Below are 15,943 nucleotides of genomic sequence, written 5' to 3' on the forward strand. Positions count from 1 at the left end.
GAGCGCCCCTCGTAGGAGCCGATTCATCGGCGATTTGCGATCACGCCTCGACGGGTTGCGGATGTGGGAACCTGACACTCGCGACGCGATTCGCACCCGGCAGCGAGCGCAGCTCCAGCGGCCACTGGAAGCGATCCGAAAGTCGCCGGGCAATCGCCAGGTCGAAGCCATGCCGATCCACCGAGGCGTGCCGACGGCTGCCCTCTTCGGGCATGTCGACTGCGGGATTGATGACGCTCACGCTGCCCGGCATCACCGTCACGACGATCACGCCCTGGTCGGTCTGCTGCAATGCATGACGAATCAGCTGTCCGCAGAGCACGGCGAACACACGCGGCGAGGCGTGCAAGGCGAAGCTCGCCGGCTCGTCGAGAATCAGTTGCACCGGGCGCCCGGCAATCAGCTCGCGCGCATATTCGACTTCCTGTCGAAGGACCTTGTTGACCACGAAGTCTTCTTCGGCGAGACCCTGGTCGGATTCCCGCGAGAGGATGAGGAAGGCCTCGACCAGTGCTTCCAGTTCGCGCGTGGAACGGCGGATGCGTTCCAGCGAACGGTGCCCGAAGTCGGAGAGGTCCGACTCGTCCGCCAGCATATCCGACGACATCTTGATCACCGTGAGCGGGCTGCGCAGCTCATGGCTGGCGTCACGGGTGAAGTTGCGCTCGCGCTCGCCGTAGCCGTCGATGCGCGACGCCAGACCGTGCAGGCCACGAATAAGTGACCCCACGTCGCCGTCGGACCGCTTCCCGCTTTCCTGATCGAGCTGGGCCATGTCGGGCTTGTCAGGATCCCAGCCATCGAGCAGGCGTGCGAGTGCCGCGATGGGCATCCACTCTCGCGACACGGCCAGCCATGCAAGCCCGCCCGACGACAGCATGATCGCGATCGCGGCGCCAATCGGCGCGACATTGTTCGCTGCCATCAGCGAAGCGATGACGACGACCAGGGTCTGCAGAATGAAGACGATGGCGATACGGGCGCGGAATGAGCCGCGCCGACGCTTCGTCCCCTGCGATTTGCTGCCTTCCATCGATTACATCCGGTGCCGCGTTGCTTTCATGCCGTCTGCGACGCGGCGACTTCGGAATCGAGATCGGCAAGCCGATACCCCGCCGAGTGAATCGTGTGCAGGAGCGGACGGTCGAACGGCTTGTCGATCACGCGGCGCAGGTTGTAGAGGTGCGAACGCAGCGTATCGGAGTCGGGCAAGGTGTCGCCCCAGATTTCCCGCTCGATGTCACGACGGCTGACCACGCGCGGGGATTCGCGCATGAGGATCGCGAGCAGCTTCAGGCCGATCGGCGAGACGGTCAGTTCCTGACCGCCGCGGGTCAGGCGTAGCGTCGCCGTGTCGAGGGTCATGTCGCCGACGTTTAGCACTTCCGACGACACCTGACGACGGTCGCGGCGGATCAACGCACGCAGGCGGGCTTCGAGCTCGCGCACTTCGAACGGCTTCACCAGGTAGTCGTCGGCACCGGCCTCGAGGCCGACCAGCTTGTCTTCCAGGGTGTCGCGTGCGGTGAGCATCAGCACCGGCGTGGACTTCTTGCCGTCCTTGCGCAGCTTGCGGCAGACATCCAGGCCGTCCATGCCCGGGAGCATGAGGTCCAGCACGATCACGTCATAGCTGTTCGAGACCGCCAGGTGGAGGCCACTCACGCCATCGGCGGCGTAGTCGACCGAATAGCCCCGACGTTCAAGGAATTCGCCCACCATCTCGGCGATCTGGCGATTGTCCTCGACAAGAAGGATCAGGCCGGCCTGTTCGTCGCGGTTGCTCATCGGGTGTCACTCCTCTGTGATTCACAAATGTGAAGAGTTAACGGCCGGACCAGTGAGAACCGTGTGAAGACCGAAAACAAGCGTTCATTCTGCGGACGAGAACGTGGACGTTATGTCGTTTAACGCAGCAGCGGCGTAAGCGCTTTCCACACATTGTCCGCCACACGGGGCTCACCCTGCGCTGTGGGATGGAGGCCATCGTCCTGCATCAGCGACGGATCCAGCGCCACGCCGTCGAGCAGGAAGGGAACCAGCCCGACATCGTGTTTCCTTGCGGCGTCTGCGTAGACCTTGCGCAGGCCGTCCCGGTATTGCGGTCCGTAGTTCACCGGCAGCTCGATGCCGAGCAGCAGCACCTTCGCTCCCGCGCTCTTGGCCGCCTCGATCATGCCGTCGAGATTGCCCGCGAGTTGACCCAGGGGCAGCCCCTGCAGGCCATCGTTCGCACCCAGTTCGATCACCACCACCGAGGGATGCTGCTTCTGCAGCAGGCCCGGCAGCCGGTTACGCCCGCTCAGCGAGGTCTCCCCGCTGATGCTGGCATTGACCATCGTCCACGGCGTCGCCATCTTCGAGGTGCGAGCATCCAGCAGACGCACCCACCCGGCGTCCACCGGGATGTTGTGCGCCGCCGACAACGAGTCCCCGAGCACCAGTACCTTGCGCGGCGCATCCGCCGCGGAGGCAATGGCGCACCAGACGAACAGCAACAGGAACAGGCAACGACGCATGAGCGATTCTTCCCGAGGTCTTCTAGAAGTAGCCGATGTTAGCAAGTCGGTTTTCGGCCCGGAGGGACGGCTGGACATCCTGTCCGGGGTGAACCTCAGCGTGGCAGCCGGCGAGAGCTTCGCCATCGTGGGTGCGTCGGGTTCGGGCAAGACCACCCTGCTCGGCCTGCTGGCCGGCCTCGACGTGGCCACCGGGGGCAGCGTACGACTCGACGGCCAGGCCCTCGAGGCGATCGACGAGGAGGCCCGCGCCGCGATTCGCCGTCGACTGGTGGGCTTCGTTTTCCAGTCGTTTCACCTTCTCCCGGCGCTGACGGCCGAGGAAAACGTGATGCTGCCGCTGGAACTGGAAGGCGATAACTCGGCGCGCGACCGGGCGCATGCGGCGCTCGAGTCGGTCGGCCTTGGCGCCCGGCGTCGCCACTACCCGGCCCAGCTGTCCGGCGGCGAGCAGCAGCGCGTGGCCCTGGCCCGCGCCTTCGTGCACCGGCCACGCATCCTCTTCGCCGACGAGCCCACCGGCAATCTCGACCAGCACACCGGCGAGCACATCGGCGACCTGCTCTTCGCGATGAACAGCGAGCACAACACGACGCTGATCCTGGTGACCCACGACGCCCGCCTCGCCGCCCGCTGCGCGCGCTCGGCGGAACTGCACGAAGGCCGTCTCGGAGTGCCCGCGTGAACGTCACCCGGCTCGCCCTGCGCACGCTGCGGCGCGAGTGGCATCTCGTCGAGCTACGCACGCTGGCCGCGTCGCTGGTCCTGGCAGTGATCGCACTGGGTGTCGTCGCGACGCTGTCCACGCGCATCGAACGCGGCATCCTCGCCAGTGCCGCCGAGCTGATCGGCGGCGATCTGGGTGTCTCCGCGCCTGCGCCCCTGCCTGAGCCGCTGTTGCGTACGGCAACCGACGATGGCTTGCGCACGACGCGTGGCGCCGCGTTCCGCAGCGTCGCCTTTGTCGGCGAGCACAGCCAGTTGCTCGACGTCCAGGCGACCGACGCGGCCTACCCGCTGCGCGGCACCCTGGAGGTTCGCGACACGAAGGGTGGCAATCACGCCAGCCATGGTCCAGTCCGCGGGGAAGTGTTCCTCGACCACCGCGCCCTCGTCGGCCTGGGCATCACGCCCGGACAGAAACTGCAGATCGGCGGCCGCGACCTCACCGTCGGCGCGGAGCTGATCCGCCAGCCGGACGGCGGCGAGCTGTTCGCCCTGGCGCCTCGCGCACTGATGAACCTCGACGACGCGAACGAAGCCGGCCTGCTGTCGGTCGGCAGTCGCGCGCGCCACAGCCTGCTGGTGGCAGGATCGCCCGCCGCCGTGACCGCCTGGCGCACCCGTGTCGAACACGGATCGCTTCCCCACGGCGGTGAGCTGATCACCCCGGAAAAGATGCAGGAACGCATGCGTTCCGCGTTCGACCGGGCCAGCGCCTTCCTGCGGCTGACGGCCCTGCTTTCGGCCCTGCTCGCGGGCGTCGCGATCGCCCTCGCTTCGTCACGCTACGCGCGCCGCAAGGCGGCCGAAGTGGCCCTGCTCCGCGCCTTGGGCACGCCACGTCGACGCATCGCCGCCCTGCTGGTAACGACGCTCGCTGCACTGGCCCTGCCCGCCGCGGCCCTGGGCATGGCGATCGCGCTTGGACTCGCACAAGGCGCCTGGTACTTCGCCAGCCAGTTGTTCGACAACATCCCCACCACCTTGCCCCTGGGTCCGGCCTTCGCCGCGGCGGCCATGGGCCTGGCCGTGCTCGCCGGCTTCGCCTTGCCGCCCCTGGTGCGCCTGGCCGAAGTACCGCCCGTCGCGGTGTTCCGCGAATCCATGCAGCGCCGCGTGCGCCGCTTCGACGCGCTCTACCTGGTGCCCGTGCTCACCGCCGTGGCCCTGGTCTGGTTGCAGAGCGATTCGGCAAAACTGGCAGGCATCCTGGCCGCCAGCCTCGCCGGTGTGGCGGTGGTCGCCGCCCTGCTGTCCGGCCTGCTCCTGGTGCTCGCCCGGCGTATCGCGCCGGGCGCCCATCCCGCCTTGCGCCTGGGACTGGCTGCGCTCGCCCGTCGCCGCGGCCTCTCACTGGTCCAGGCCACGGCGCTGTCCCTCGGCCTCTGCGCCCTGCTCCTGCTGGCCGTGATCGCACCGTCGCTGCTCGATGGATGGCGACGCGAACTGCCGGCGGATACGCCGAACTGGTTCGCGCTCAACCTGCAGGACGAACAGCGCGAGGACTTCGCTCGCGCCCTGCAACGCATGGGTGCCAGCAAGACGAACATGATGCCGCTGGCAGTGGGCAAGCTCACCGCGATCAACGGCCAGTCGGTCGATCGCATCGCGTTCGTCGACGACCAGGCGAAGGATGCGGCAGACCGACAACTCCGCCTGTCCTGGAGTGCCGAGCTGCCGCCGTCGAACAAGGTCGTCGCCGGCACGTGGCCGGGCGCCTCTCCCGCGCAGGCCGAGGTATCGGTCGACACCTCCTGGCGCGACCGCTTCCACCTCAAGCTCGGCGACACGCTGCGCTTCGAGGTGGGCGAGGGCACGGTGGATGCGCGCCTGACCAGCGTGCGCCAGGTCGACTGGGGCTCGTTCCGGGTCAACTTCTTCCTGATGATCGATCCGGCCCATGCGACCGAGCTGCCACATACCTGGCTGACCAGTTTTTACCTGCCACGAGGGCATGCCGACGACCTGGCGAAGGTCTCGCGCGACTTCGGCAACCTGAGCCTGATCGATGTGGACGCCCTGCTCGACCGCGTGCGTGAAATCGTCGATCGCGTCGGGGGTGCCGTTCGCTGGGTGCTTGGCTTCAGCCTGCTCGCCGGCGCCCTGGTGCTCGCCGCCGCCCTGGCGGCAAGCGCACAGGAGCGGCGCAAGGAAGCCGCCCTGCTGCGCACCCTCGGTGCGACGCGAGCGCAGCTACGCGCCGCGGCCGCCTGCGAGTTTGCCTTGCTTGGCCTGGTCGCCGGCCTGACCGCGGCGCTCGGCGCGAGCGGCGCGGGCTTCTGGCTGGGCAACGCCGTCTTCCACATCGAGCACTTCGTCCCGCCCGTCTGGCCGCTCGCCGGGGCCGCCGTGCTGGCGGCGCTGGTCGTCATGGCCATCGGCCTGTTCGGCACGCGTCGCGTACTGAGGACGTCCCCGATGGCCTTGCTGCGTGAGGGCTGAGGCCTAGCCGGAAATCCGCATTTCCAGCGACATGACGATCGCTTCCTCGCGTCCGCCCTTGGCCGGGTAGTACGCGGGGCGGCGACCGATCTCGGTAAAGCCCAGCGTGTCGTAGAGCGTCTTGGCCACCGGATTCGACGGACGGACTTCGAGGAAAATCCGCTCGACGCCATACCAGCGCGCGAGATCGATCAACCGGCGCATCATCCGCCGGCCGTAGCCCAGACCGCGATGCGCGTCGCCGACGCACACGTTAAGCACGTGCGCTTCGCCGGCGGCCACCGAGAGGATGCCGTAACCGGCGATGTCACCCTCGTGAACCAGCACCCAGCAGTTATGCCCGGCCTGCAGGCAGTCGCGGAAGATGCCCGCGCTCCAAGGGAATTCGTAGGACGCGTGTTCGATCGCCACGACCGCGTCGAGGTCCTCGCGACGCATCGCGCGTACTTCCGTCGAGGGGCGGGTCACGGCGACCATGGTGTCAGGCCGTGACGAAGGCGCGTCCAAGCGCGCGCAGGCCGTTCCACAAACGGCGTTTGGCGGCCGCGTCGACGAGGATCGTCGAGGGCGGGTCGACCAGCACGATCTGTGCGGCGCTCAATGCGGCGGCCGACAGGTCGCGACCGAGGGCATGGGCCTGTGCGTCGCCAAACACCAGATAGGCAGCGGCCACGGGCACTTGGCCGAGACCACCCTCGCCCACTTCGAGCCGTGCGGCCCGACCGGTGACCGGGCCGAACGCACGCAGCGCCTTGCCGAGCAGGTCGAGCTCGCGGGCACTGCTGCCGGCCGGAAGGATCACGACGCAGCCCACCTGATCGCCGCTGACTACCTCATTGGCAGCGGGCGCGATGCCGCCACCCGCCGCTACCTCACCCACCCGCAGACGCCATGGCGTGACACCCATGACCCGGAGAAGACGTTCGCGCCGCTCGGCGAAGGCTGGCATCGGTGCGCTTACTCCGAAGCCTTGGCGTGACGACGAACGCGACGACGATGCGTGGCACGGCCCCACAGGGTGTGGATCGGTCCGGACAGGGTGTAGAACACCGCCACCGCGAACAGGACACGCGCGGTGTCGACCAGCAGTAGCACCACGATCAGCACCGCCGCGATCAGCCAGATAAAGGGCACGCGATCACCCTTGGGCCAGGCCTTGAAGCTGTAGTAACGCACGTTGCTGACCATGAGCAGGCCCGCGATCACCGCCAGCGGGATCGTGAAGAACGCCACCGACGGACCGGACACATCGAACTTTTCCATCGTCCAGACGAAGGACATGCACAGCCCGGCGGCGGCGGGACTGGCCAGCCCCTGGAAGTAGCGCTTGTCGGCGACGCCGACCTGGGTGTTGAAGCGGGCAAGACGCAGGGCGGCGCACACCGCGTAGATGAAGGCGGCCGCCCAGCCGATCTTGGCCCACACCGGGCCATAGAGAGCCAGCGAGGACAGCGACCAGGTGTACATGACCAGCGAGGGGGCCAAGCCAAAGCTGACCAGGTCGGAAAGCGAGTCGTACTGCACGCCGAATTCGCTCTGCGTGTTGGTCATCCGCGCGACACGACCGTCCATGCCATCCAGGATCGCGGCGACGAATACCGCCAACGCTGCCGTCTGGTAATGCCCACCGATCGCCGAGACGATCGCGTAGAAACCCGCGAACATCGCACCGGTGGTGAACAGGTTGGGCAGCAGGTAAATGCCGCGATGTCGCGGCCCCTGGGCCTGGATCGGATCGCTCATGGGCCAATGCCGTGACGTGGGACGACAGTGTAGCCCAGGCACCGTGAAGCGTCAGTCCGGCGCCGACGTGGGCGCTGCCGCACGAAACCTCACTCCGTCGCTTGCGTGTCCCCCCATCCGGTGATAGTTGTTTGCGCCACTCATCACCCTGCCGGATGGCCCGCATGCGCCGCTACCTCGTCCTCGCCCTTCTCGTGACTGTCTGTCCCCTGGCGTTCGGCCAGGCGTACAAGTGGAAGGACGCCCAGGGCGTCACGCATTACTCGGACTCCCCGCCGCCGGCCGGCACGAAGGTCGAGAAGATCAAGACCAGCGGCGTGGTGATCCCGCCGGCAGGCAATCCGGCGCCGGCTTCGACCGCCGCGGCGGCGGCAAAGCCGGCTTCGGCCAGTTCCGTGGCCGATACGCCGGCCAACCGCACCAAGCTGTGCGAGCAGCTGCGCAAGAACGCGGATACGCTGAGCAAGGAAAAGGTGGTGTCCGTCGACGATGGCAAGGGCGGCTCCCGGGTCCTCGACGATGCCGGCCGGGCACGCCAGGTCGAGACCACCCAGGCGCAGATGACCCTCTACTGCAAGTGATCGGGCCGTTCGCGGGGTGGCCAGCCGGCCTATAATCCCCGCTTTCACCCGAAAGACATCCCGCATGCGCCTCAGCCAGTTCCATCTCGCCACCGTCAAGGAAGTCCCCGCCGACGCGGAAGTCGCCAGCCACAAGCTGATGCTGCGCGCGGGCATGATCCGCAAACTCGCCTCCGGCCTGTACACCTGGTCGCCGCTGGGCCTGCGCGTGCTGCGCAAGGTCGAGCACGTGGTGCGCGACGAAATGCTCCGCGCCGGTGCGATCGAAGTGCTGATGCCCTCCGTGCAGCCGCGCGAGCTGTGGGAAGAGACCGGCCGCTGGGAGAAGTTCGGCGGCCAGCTCCTGAAGATCAAGGACCGTAAGGAGCAGGAGTTCTGCTACGGCCCCACGCACGAGGAGGTCATCACCGACTTCGCGCGCAACGAGCTGAAGAGCTACAAGCAGCTGCCGCTCAACTTCTTCCAGATCCAGACCAAGTTCCGCGACGAGATCCGTCCCCGTTTCGGTGTGATGCGTGCGCGCGAGTTCCTCATGAAGGATGCGTACTCCTTCCACCTGACCATGGAATCGCTCGGCGAAACGTACAAGGTGATGTACGACGCCTATTCGCGCATTTTCACCCGACTCGGGCTGGAATTCCGCGCGGTCGACGCGGACACCGGAGCGATCGGCGGCAGCGCCAGCCACGAATTCCAGGTACTCGCCGACTCGGGCGAGGACGCCATCGCCTTCTCCGATGCCTCGTCGTACGCGGCCAACATCGAGAAAGCCGAAGCGCTCGCGCCCGCCGGTGAGCGCCCTGCCCCCTCGGCCGAGCTCACCCGCGTCGACACGCCGAAGCAGCGCACGATCGACGAGGTCACGGCCTTCCTCGGCGTGCCGGCAACCCAGCTGGTCAAGACCATCCTGGTGCGCGGCCGCGAAGGGTTGGTGGCGCTGTGTGTCCGCGGCGACCACGAGATCAACGAAGTCAAAGCCGCTCACCTGCCCGAGCTGCCGGACGACTCGGAGCTGGCCAGCGAAGAAGAAATCCTTGCCGCTACCGGTGCGCGCCCTGGCTCACTCGGTCCTGTGGGCCTGCCCGAGTCGATCCCGGTGATCGTGGACCGCAGCGCGGCCTTGCTCGCCGACTTCGTCTGCGGCGGCAACCAGGACGGCACCCATTTCACGGGTGCGAACTGGCAGCGCGACGCGCGCATCAATCGTGTCGCGGATATCCGCAAGGTCGTCGACGGTGACCTGTCACCGGATGGCAAGGGCCATATCCGTCTGGCACGCGGCATCGAGGTCGGCCATATTTTCCAGCTTGGCCAGAAGTATGCCGAGGCCATGGGTGCCGACGTGCTCGACAGCAATGGCAAGAAGGCCACGATGTACATGGGCTGCTACGGCATCGGCGTGAGCCGGATCGTCGCTGCCGCGATCGAACAGCGTAACGACGACGCCGGCATGATCTGGACCGATGCCATGGCGCCATGGCGTGTCGCGGTGTGCGTCATCAATCCGAAAAACACCGATGCCGTCGTCGCCGAAGCCGGTGAGTCGCTCTACCACGAACTTTCGCAGGCTGGCGTCGACGCCGTGCTCGACGATCGTGGCCTGCGTCCGGGATCGATGTTTGCCGACATCGAACTGATCGGCATTCCGCACCGCGTGGTGGTTAGCGCACGTGGGCTGGAAGCCGGTACGTTCGAATACCGCGCCCGGACGGATAGCGAAAGCCGGAACGTGACGCGCCAGGAACTACTGGCACTGCTTGGTGCCCTGTAATACGGCTATTAGTGGCGTGGTTATTTATCGCTATTGTTTGTAGGTAAAAGCCAGCTAATGCACGTGAATGCCGGATGGAAACATCCGGCATTTTGCTTTTTGTGGCGTAACCAGCTAAAAATCCCGGCGCGCACATTAATCCTCCACGGGAGACCCCAATGGCTGTCGATATCAAGAACCTCAATCACAACCAGCTCAACGAGCTGATTTCCAAGGCACAAGTCCGCCAGACGGAATTGCGCAAGGAAAAGGTCAGCAAACTGCGCGAGAAGATCAACGCGCTGATCAAGGCCGAGGGGTTTACCTTCGACGACGTATTTGGCGCCCGCGCTCCGAAATCCAAGCGCGCCGGTACCACGGTCGCTGCCAAGTACCGTAATCCTGGCAATGAAGAGCAGACCTGGTCGGGCCGCGGCAAGCGCCCGCGCTGGTTCAATGAAGCGCTGAAGGCCGGCACGAAAGAAAGCGACATGCTGGTCTGATCGGCTGCATTGCGCGAATTGGCTTTTGGTAGGAGCCGATTTTATCGGCGATGCTGTTCGGCTTCACCGCTCCGTTGGCTTTTCGCCGATGAATCGGCTCCTACATGTGCCGATTCGCCGATGAATCGGCTCCTACCTTTACCTATTCGCCGACCCATCGGCTGCAACAGCCCGCTGATCAGAGGGAGCGGCGGGGTGCCACGATCAGGTCGCCGAACAGCAGGCCGGCGACGAGGGAGACCAGCAAGGTCACCCCGAGCAGGCCGGTGTCCATGCTCAGCGAGGCGTCGCGGTCCAGCAGGTAGGAAACGCTACGGAAACTGACCGATCCGGGCACCAGGAGGATGATCCCCGGCTCGCGTACGACTGCCCCGGGCTGCTGTGCGTAACGGGCGTAGACATTGCTCAGCGATCCGAGCAGGAGCCCGCCGACGAACACGCCGAAAGGCGCCCCCGGTAGCGAACCGGAAATGCTTCCGCCCCACCGCGTGGCGAGGTAGCCAAGGACCACCGACCCCATGACGACCAGCCAGTCGCGCTTTGCCGCGCGAAAAAGGATGGCAAACGAAAACGCGCCGAGAATCAGCGTCGGCCAGTCCGCCCAGCCGGGCAAGGGGGGCAATGCGTAATTGCGCGGGATGATGCCGATGGCTTCACAGAGCTGGCTGGCGGCCACGGTGCCGAACGTGAGTTTGAGCAAGGTCGCGATGGCGCCGCCCATGCGAGCCACGCCGGCCACCAGGTGCTGGCTGGAAATCTCACGTACCGCCGTGGTCAGGGCCATGCCGGGCATCAACACGATCAGGCTGCCGAGGATCACCGACTTCAGGGCGAGCGGCACCACATAAGCGCTGACCACCGTCGCCACGATCGTCGCCACCATCGCGCTGATGGCTTCGCTGGCGGCCGCCAGACGCGGTCGGCTGCCTGAGGCGACCGTGATCAGGCCGATCAGGACACCGATCACACAGGCGGTGATGAGGTCGGGCCAGGAGCTGTGAAGCAGCAGGCCAACGACGCTGGCGGCACACAGGCCATAGCTTGCAATGACGCCGAGTTGGGAAAGGAACGTCTCGGGAGCACCCAGCTTGCGCAGCAGATGGAAGCCTTCACGCAATTCCATCTGGCCATCGATCACCGAATCCGCAATGCGATCGGCCTCGCACAAGCGCGCCAGGTTCACGTCGCCCGGCGGCAGGCGCATCACCTGGGTCACCTGGGCGACGCCGTCGTCGCCCTGCCCCAGGTCCGCGAACGACACGATGATCGCCGTGGGACTCGACCAGACTTCGGCGGAGAGTCCCAGGCGCTGCGCCGAGCGTGCGATGGCTGTCTCGAGGCGTGGCGCGGTGGTTCCGTACTGATGCAGACGACGGGCGAGCTCGGTGAGGAACGCGATGCGGGTGTTGATCGCCGTGGTGGCGAAGCTCACCGGCACGCTCATCGGCACGGCCTCAGGCAACGTCCACCGCCTTCACGCGCAGGGTCGTGCCATCGATACCGACCACCTCGATCGTCGCGCCCAACGGCAGGTCGGGGCCGACGACCAGCCACATGCCGTCACCGACGCGAGCCTTGCCGCGACCGTTGACGATGGGTTCGCACAGGGCAAAGCGCTGGCCGATGAGCTGGTCGCCGCGACGGTTCAGGCGTTCGTTACCGATCGGCACGATGCGCTCGAGCCGTGGACGGACGAACTTCCAGTAGGCGAAGCAGGACACGAAGGCGAGCACACCGAACACGAGGGCCTGGGTGAGCGCACCCATGTCAGGCATGACGAAGACGAAGCCACCCATGACAGCGGCCGCGATGCCGATCCACAGCATGAAGTAGCCGGGAAGGACGACTTCGCCGCCGATCAGCACCAGCGCGGCGATCCACCAGAAGTAATGCAGGGCCAGTTCGGTCATGGCATCAACGCGGCGGCAACGGTGGACGATCGGTGCCGGCAACCGGCGCGGCCGTCGCGCGCTGGGCACTGAGGGAATCCTTGGCCAGCTCGGCGATCCCGGCGAGCGAACCGAGGATGCCGGTCGCTTCCATCGGCAACAGCAGGGTCTTCTGGTTCGGTGACTTTGCCATCTCCTTCAGCGCCTCGACGTAGTTGTTGGCGACGAAGTAGTTCAGCGCATTGACGCTGCCGCCGGCGATCGCGTTGGAGACCATGGTGGTCGCCTTCGCTTCGGCTTCGGCAAGGCGCTCTCGCGCCTCGGCCTCGCGGAAGGCGGCTTCCTTCTTGCCTTCGGCCGAGAGAATCGCTGACTGCTTCTCGCCTTCGGCTTTCAGGATGGCGGCCTGGCGGTAACCTTCGGCGTCGAGGATGTTCGCGCGCTTCTCGCGCTCGGCCTTCATCTGCCGGGCCATGGCATCGACGAGATCGCGCGGCGGCGAGATGTCCTTGATCTCGATGCGCGTGACCTTCACACCCCAGGGATGGGTCGCTTCGTCGATCACGCCGAGCAGCTTGGCGTTGATCGCATCGCGCTGGCTGAGGCTCTCGTCGAGATCCATCGAACCGAGCACCGTGCGGATGTTGGTCATGATCAGTGCCAGCGCCGCGCCTTCGAGGTTGGCAACCTCATAGGCAGCTTTGGCGGCATCGAGGATCTGGTAGAAGACGACACCGTCGACACGGACGACCGCGTTGTCCTTGGTGATGACGTCCTGCGAAGGGACTTCGAGCACCTGTTCCATCATGTTCATCTTGCGCCCGATGGCATAGACGAACGGAATGAGGAAATGCAGGCCCGGCGTCAGGGTGCCCGTGTACTTGCCAAACAGCTCGACCGTCCACTCGTAACCCTGCGGCACGATGCGGATCAGCTTGGCCAGCACGATCACCACGACGATGACGACGACTAACGCGACGACGCTTCCCATTGCCCTTGCACTCCCTCATCCGGATATGTCCCGGAGTATAGGCGAAGCAGGTCAGGGCGTTCCGGCGGGAAGTACCAGGGTCACGCGCAGACCGCCGCCCTCGCGGTTGGACAGTGCGATGCGGCCGCCATGAGCCTCAGAAATTTCACGGGCCAGGGCCAGGCCAAGCCCCGTACCCGAGCGTTTGGTCGAGTAGAACGGCAGCAAGGCCTGGGCCAGGACCGTCTCGCTCATCCCTGGACCACGGTCGGACACCTCGATCAGGGTCTCTCGACCGACCGCGTGGACCGCGACCGTGACTTCGCTCGCCTCTCCACCCGCCTCGTGGGCGTTCTTGATCAGGTTGATCAACACCTGCTCCACCTGCGTGGTGTCGAACCAGCCGGGATGCTCGGGTGGCGGCGACGCAAGGCGAAACGACGCATGCAGTCCGAGGGCGTCGAGGAAGGGCCCCCATGGCACGGCCCGCGCCTGCGGATTAGGCAACTTGGCAAAGCTCGCATAGCCCGAAATGAAGGTATGCAGGTGTTTGGCGCGGTCGCCGATCGATGCGAACACACCGGGCAGCCGCGCAAGGTCGCCTCGCCGGGCAAGCTCGGCTCCCGAATGTGACAGCGACGAAATCGGCGCCAGCGAGTTGTTCAGCTCATGGCTGATGACACGGATCACGCGCTTCCACGTATGCACTTCCTGACGGGAGAGCTCTCGCGTCATGCGACGGTACAGCTGCAGACGATGCGGACGTCCCTGCAGCCGGAAGCCACGCTGCGAGAGGTGGAACGTCTCCTCGCTCCCTTCCATCTCGACGGAGAACAAGGCGTCCTCGCCGGTCGCCGCCGCTTCACGCAGGCTCTCGGGCATGCTCGCCAGCACCGTGGTGAAATCGAGTCCGGCCAGCGAACGGCCTTCGTTGAACAGGTGTCGCGCGGCGATGTTCGCGTAGGTGATGTTGTCCGCCGAGTCGGTGAGGACCAGCGCCACCGGCGTGTTCTGCACCACGGTGTCCAGCAGCAGTTCTCGCTGGGCCAGGTGCTGGCGCTGGTCGCGCAGCGTCTGCCCCAAGGCGTTGTGCATGCGGATCAGGTCGCCGAGTTCGTCACGTCGCGTGGTACCGATCGACATGCTGAAGTCGCCGTCGCGGTAGCTGGCCACGGCACTTTCGAGCGCGCGTATCAGGCGGCGCAGCGGTTCGACCAGCGCGTGGGCGACCCACACGGACAACGGCACCAGCACGAGCAGGCAGATGAGCAAGGCCGTGCCACCGTCGAAGAACTCGACGGGAACGACGTCGGGAAGCGCACCGGGCTTGGCCGGCGCTTCGCGCATCCACGCCACCAGTTGCGGAAAGGGCCAGATCGATACGCCGGCGAACACCAGCGCGCCGACAATCGCCGAGCTGGCGACGACCAGGGTCATTCGTCCTTCGAGCGAGAGCGTCTTCATGGCGGGGACGCTAGCAGATCACACCGCCAGTCCGTAACGCTCCATGCGCCGGTACAGCGCCTGTCGCGACAGGCCGAGGTTCGTCGCGGCGCGACTGACCACGCCGCCCGCCGACGCCAGTGCTGCCTCGACCGATTCGCGGCTGGGCTCGTCGAGATTGCGGCTCACGCTCTGCGGGGGTGGTGGAAGGTTCAGGTGCCCTGGCTCGATGCGTCCGTCGCTGGCAAGCAACGCCGCACGAGCGATCGCGTTCTTCAGTTCACGCACATTGCCCGGCCACGGATGGGACAGCAGCGCTTCGCGCGCGTCCTCGCTGAGCTCCGCCTGGCCAGCCAGGAAGAACTCGGCCAGCGGCAGGATATCGTCCGTACGATCGGCCAGGGCCGGCAGGTTCACATCGATCACGTTGAGGCGGTAATAGAGATCCTCGCGGAAGGTGCCCGCGGCGATCATCGCTTTCAGGTCGGCGTTCGTCGCGCTCAGCACGCGCACCTTGGCCTGTCGTGTTCGGCCCGAGCCGAGGCGTTCGAACTGCCCCGTCTCCAGCACACGCAGCAGTTTCATCTGGCCCGGCAACGGCAGGTTGCCGATCTCGTCGAGGAACAGGGTGCCGCCGTCGGCCATCTCGAAGCGGCCTTCGCGCGCCTTGTTGGCACCCGTATACGCACCGGCTTCCGCGCCGAAGAGTTCGGCCTCGATCAGTTCGCCGGGTAGCGCGCCGCAGTTGACCGCCACGAACGGGCCGCGACGCACCCCTGAATTGGCATGCACGATCGCGGCGATACGCTCCTTGCCCGAGCCGTTGGGTCCGGTGATCAACACCGGCACGTCGGAACGCGCGACCTGGCAGGCCAGTTCGATGGTTCGGCTCATGGCCTCGGAAGCGAACACCAGGCCGTCGAGGTCGTATCGGCCTTCGAGGATCTCGCGGCGCTTGCGGCGCTCGACGCGCGCACGAGTCACTTCGCGCGTGGACTCCGAAAGCTCGAGCAGGTTCTCCACCGTGGCGAGCAACTTGGTGTCGTCCCAAGGCTTGGCCAGGTAGTCGGCGGCGCCGGCCTTGACCAGTTCCACCGCGGCCTCCAGGTGCGTCCACGCGGTGAGCAGGATCACCGGCAGGTCGGTATAGCGGCCGCGGATCGCCTTGAACAGCGCCACGCCCTCCTCGCCCGAGGTGGTATCGGCGGTGAAGTTCATGTCCTGGATAACGACGTCCACGCGTTCGGTCGCAAGCGTGGCGAGACCATCCTCGGGCGTCATCGCCACGAGGGGGCGGATATCCCGCAGGGAAAGCGCAAGCGACAGCGCCTCGCCCACCGCGGGGTTGTCGTCGATAATCAGTACGCAGCGCATCTGTTC

The 15,943-nt window shown here is 66.2% G+C and carries 16 protein-coding genes; 5 read left to right on the forward strand and 11 right to left on the reverse strand.

Translation table 11 applies throughout. The annotated features are described in order from the left end of the window. Positions 1-40: 40 nt before the first annotated feature. From AC1DYM_RS00910 to AC1DYM_RS00920, 3 genes are all read right to left on the reverse strand, one after another. Entirely contained in the window at positions 41-1,033 is a 993-nt protein-coding gene (locus tag AC1DYM_RS00910; RefSeq protein ID WP_477335065.1) for a sensor histidine kinase, read from the reverse strand. A gap of 26 nt (positions 1,034-1,059) precedes the next feature. Continuing rightward, on the reverse strand, positions 1,060-1,788 hold the full coding sequence (locus AC1DYM_RS00915; protein ID WP_036111366.1) for a response regulator transcription factor: 729 nt from the start codon (positions 1,786-1,788) through the stop codon (positions 1,060-1,062). A 119-nt stretch (positions 1,789-1,907) separates the two neighbouring features. Further along, on the reverse strand, positions 1,908-2,519 hold the full coding sequence (locus AC1DYM_RS00920; RefSeq protein WP_477335067.1) for an arylesterase: 612 nt from the start codon (positions 2,517-2,519) through the stop codon (positions 1,908-1,910). Here AC1DYM_RS00920 and AC1DYM_RS00925 point away from each other — a divergent pair. Further along, positions 2,518-3,204 carry an ABC transporter ATP-binding protein gene (locus tag AC1DYM_RS00925; protein ID WP_046969601.1) on the forward strand — a complete coding sequence of 229 codons (687 nt, stop codon included), beginning with the start codon at positions 2,518-2,520 and terminating at the stop codon, positions 3,202-3,204. The two genes, AC1DYM_RS00920 and AC1DYM_RS00925, sit on opposite strands and share 2 nt — an antisense overlap. Beyond that, the gene (locus AC1DYM_RS00930) at positions 3,201-5,684 is read left to right on the forward strand and encodes an ABC transporter permease (RefSeq protein ID WP_477335069.1); all 2,484 of its coding nucleotides are present in this window, start codon (positions 3,201-3,203) and stop codon (positions 5,682-5,684) included. The genes AC1DYM_RS00925 and AC1DYM_RS00930 overlap by 4 nt, the downstream gene beginning before the upstream one ends. Before the next feature lie 3 nt (positions 5,685-5,687). Here AC1DYM_RS00930 and rimI read toward each other — a convergent pair whose 3' ends face one another. From rimI to pssA, 3 genes are read right to left on the reverse strand one after another with little or no spacing between them, the layout of a single operon-like run. Continuing rightward, positions 5,688-6,161: a ribosomal protein S18-alanine N-acetyltransferase gene (rimI, locus tag AC1DYM_RS00935; protein WP_477335071.1), complete on the reverse strand. Its 474-nt coding sequence runs from the start codon at positions 6,159-6,161 to the stop codon at positions 5,688-5,690. A 4-nt stretch (positions 6,162-6,165) separates the two neighbouring features. Then, a complete protein-coding gene (locus AC1DYM_RS00940; protein ID WP_477335073.1) occupies positions 6,166-6,633 on the reverse strand; it encodes a hypothetical protein in 468 nt (155 codons plus the stop codon). Between the two features lie 8 nt (positions 6,634-6,641). Then, positions 6,642-7,427, reverse strand: a complete 786-nt coding sequence (gene pssA, locus AC1DYM_RS00945; protein ID WP_477335075.1) for a CDP-diacylglycerol--serine O-phosphatidyltransferase — start codon at positions 7,425-7,427, stop codon at positions 6,642-6,644. 164 nt (positions 7,428-7,591) lie between these two features. On the opposite strand from pssA, the gene AC1DYM_RS00950 reads away from it, so the two are divergent. The 3 genes from AC1DYM_RS00950 (at position 7,592) to AC1DYM_RS00960 (ending at position 10,261) form a co-directional block, all read left to right on the forward strand. After that, a complete protein-coding gene (locus tag AC1DYM_RS00950; RefSeq protein WP_477335077.1) occupies positions 7,592-8,008 on the forward strand; it encodes a DUF4124 domain-containing protein in 417 nt (138 codons plus the stop codon). 64 nt (positions 8,009-8,072) lie between these two features. After that, the gene (locus AC1DYM_RS00955; RefSeq protein WP_477335079.1) at positions 8,073-9,779 is read left to right on the forward strand and encodes a proline--tRNA ligase; all 1,707 of its coding nucleotides are present in this window, start codon (positions 8,073-8,075) and stop codon (positions 9,777-9,779) included. A 158-nt stretch (positions 9,780-9,937) separates the two neighbouring features. After that, entirely contained in the window at positions 9,938-10,261 is a 324-nt protein-coding gene (locus AC1DYM_RS00960) for an H-NS histone family protein (protein ID WP_477335081.1), read from the forward strand. 178 nt (positions 10,262-10,439) lie between these two features. On the opposite strand, the gene AC1DYM_RS00965 is transcribed toward AC1DYM_RS00960, so the two are convergent. From AC1DYM_RS00965 to AC1DYM_RS00985, 5 genes are read right to left on the reverse strand one after another with little or no spacing between them, the layout of a single operon-like run. Continuing rightward, the gene (locus tag AC1DYM_RS00965) at positions 10,440-11,705 is read right to left on the reverse strand and encodes a threonine/serine exporter family protein (RefSeq protein ID WP_477335466.1); all 1,266 of its coding nucleotides are present in this window, start codon (positions 11,703-11,705) and stop codon (positions 10,440-10,442) included. A gap of 10 nt (positions 11,706-11,715) precedes the next feature. Next, positions 11,716-12,171: an NfeD family protein gene (locus AC1DYM_RS00970; protein WP_477335083.1), complete on the reverse strand. Its 456-nt coding sequence runs from the start codon at positions 12,169-12,171 to the stop codon at positions 11,716-11,718. A gap of 4 nt (positions 12,172-12,175) precedes the next feature. Beyond that, positions 12,176-13,141: an SPFH domain-containing protein gene (locus tag AC1DYM_RS00975; RefSeq protein WP_477335085.1), complete on the reverse strand. Its 966-nt coding sequence runs from the start codon at positions 13,139-13,141 to the stop codon at positions 12,176-12,178. A 51-nt stretch (positions 13,142-13,192) separates the two neighbouring features. Continuing rightward, entirely contained in the window at positions 13,193-14,584 is a 1,392-nt protein-coding gene (locus AC1DYM_RS00980) for a sensor histidine kinase (protein WP_046969615.1), read from the reverse strand. 18 nt (positions 14,585-14,602) lie between these two features. Then, complete coding sequence (locus AC1DYM_RS00985; protein ID WP_477335088.1) at positions 14,603-15,937, reverse strand: sigma-54-dependent transcriptional regulator; 1,335 nt, start codon at positions 15,935-15,937, stop codon at positions 14,603-14,605. Positions 15,938-15,943 lie beyond the last annotated feature (6 nt).

This window comes from Luteibacter sp. P1_D3 (genome assembly GCF_056406135.1).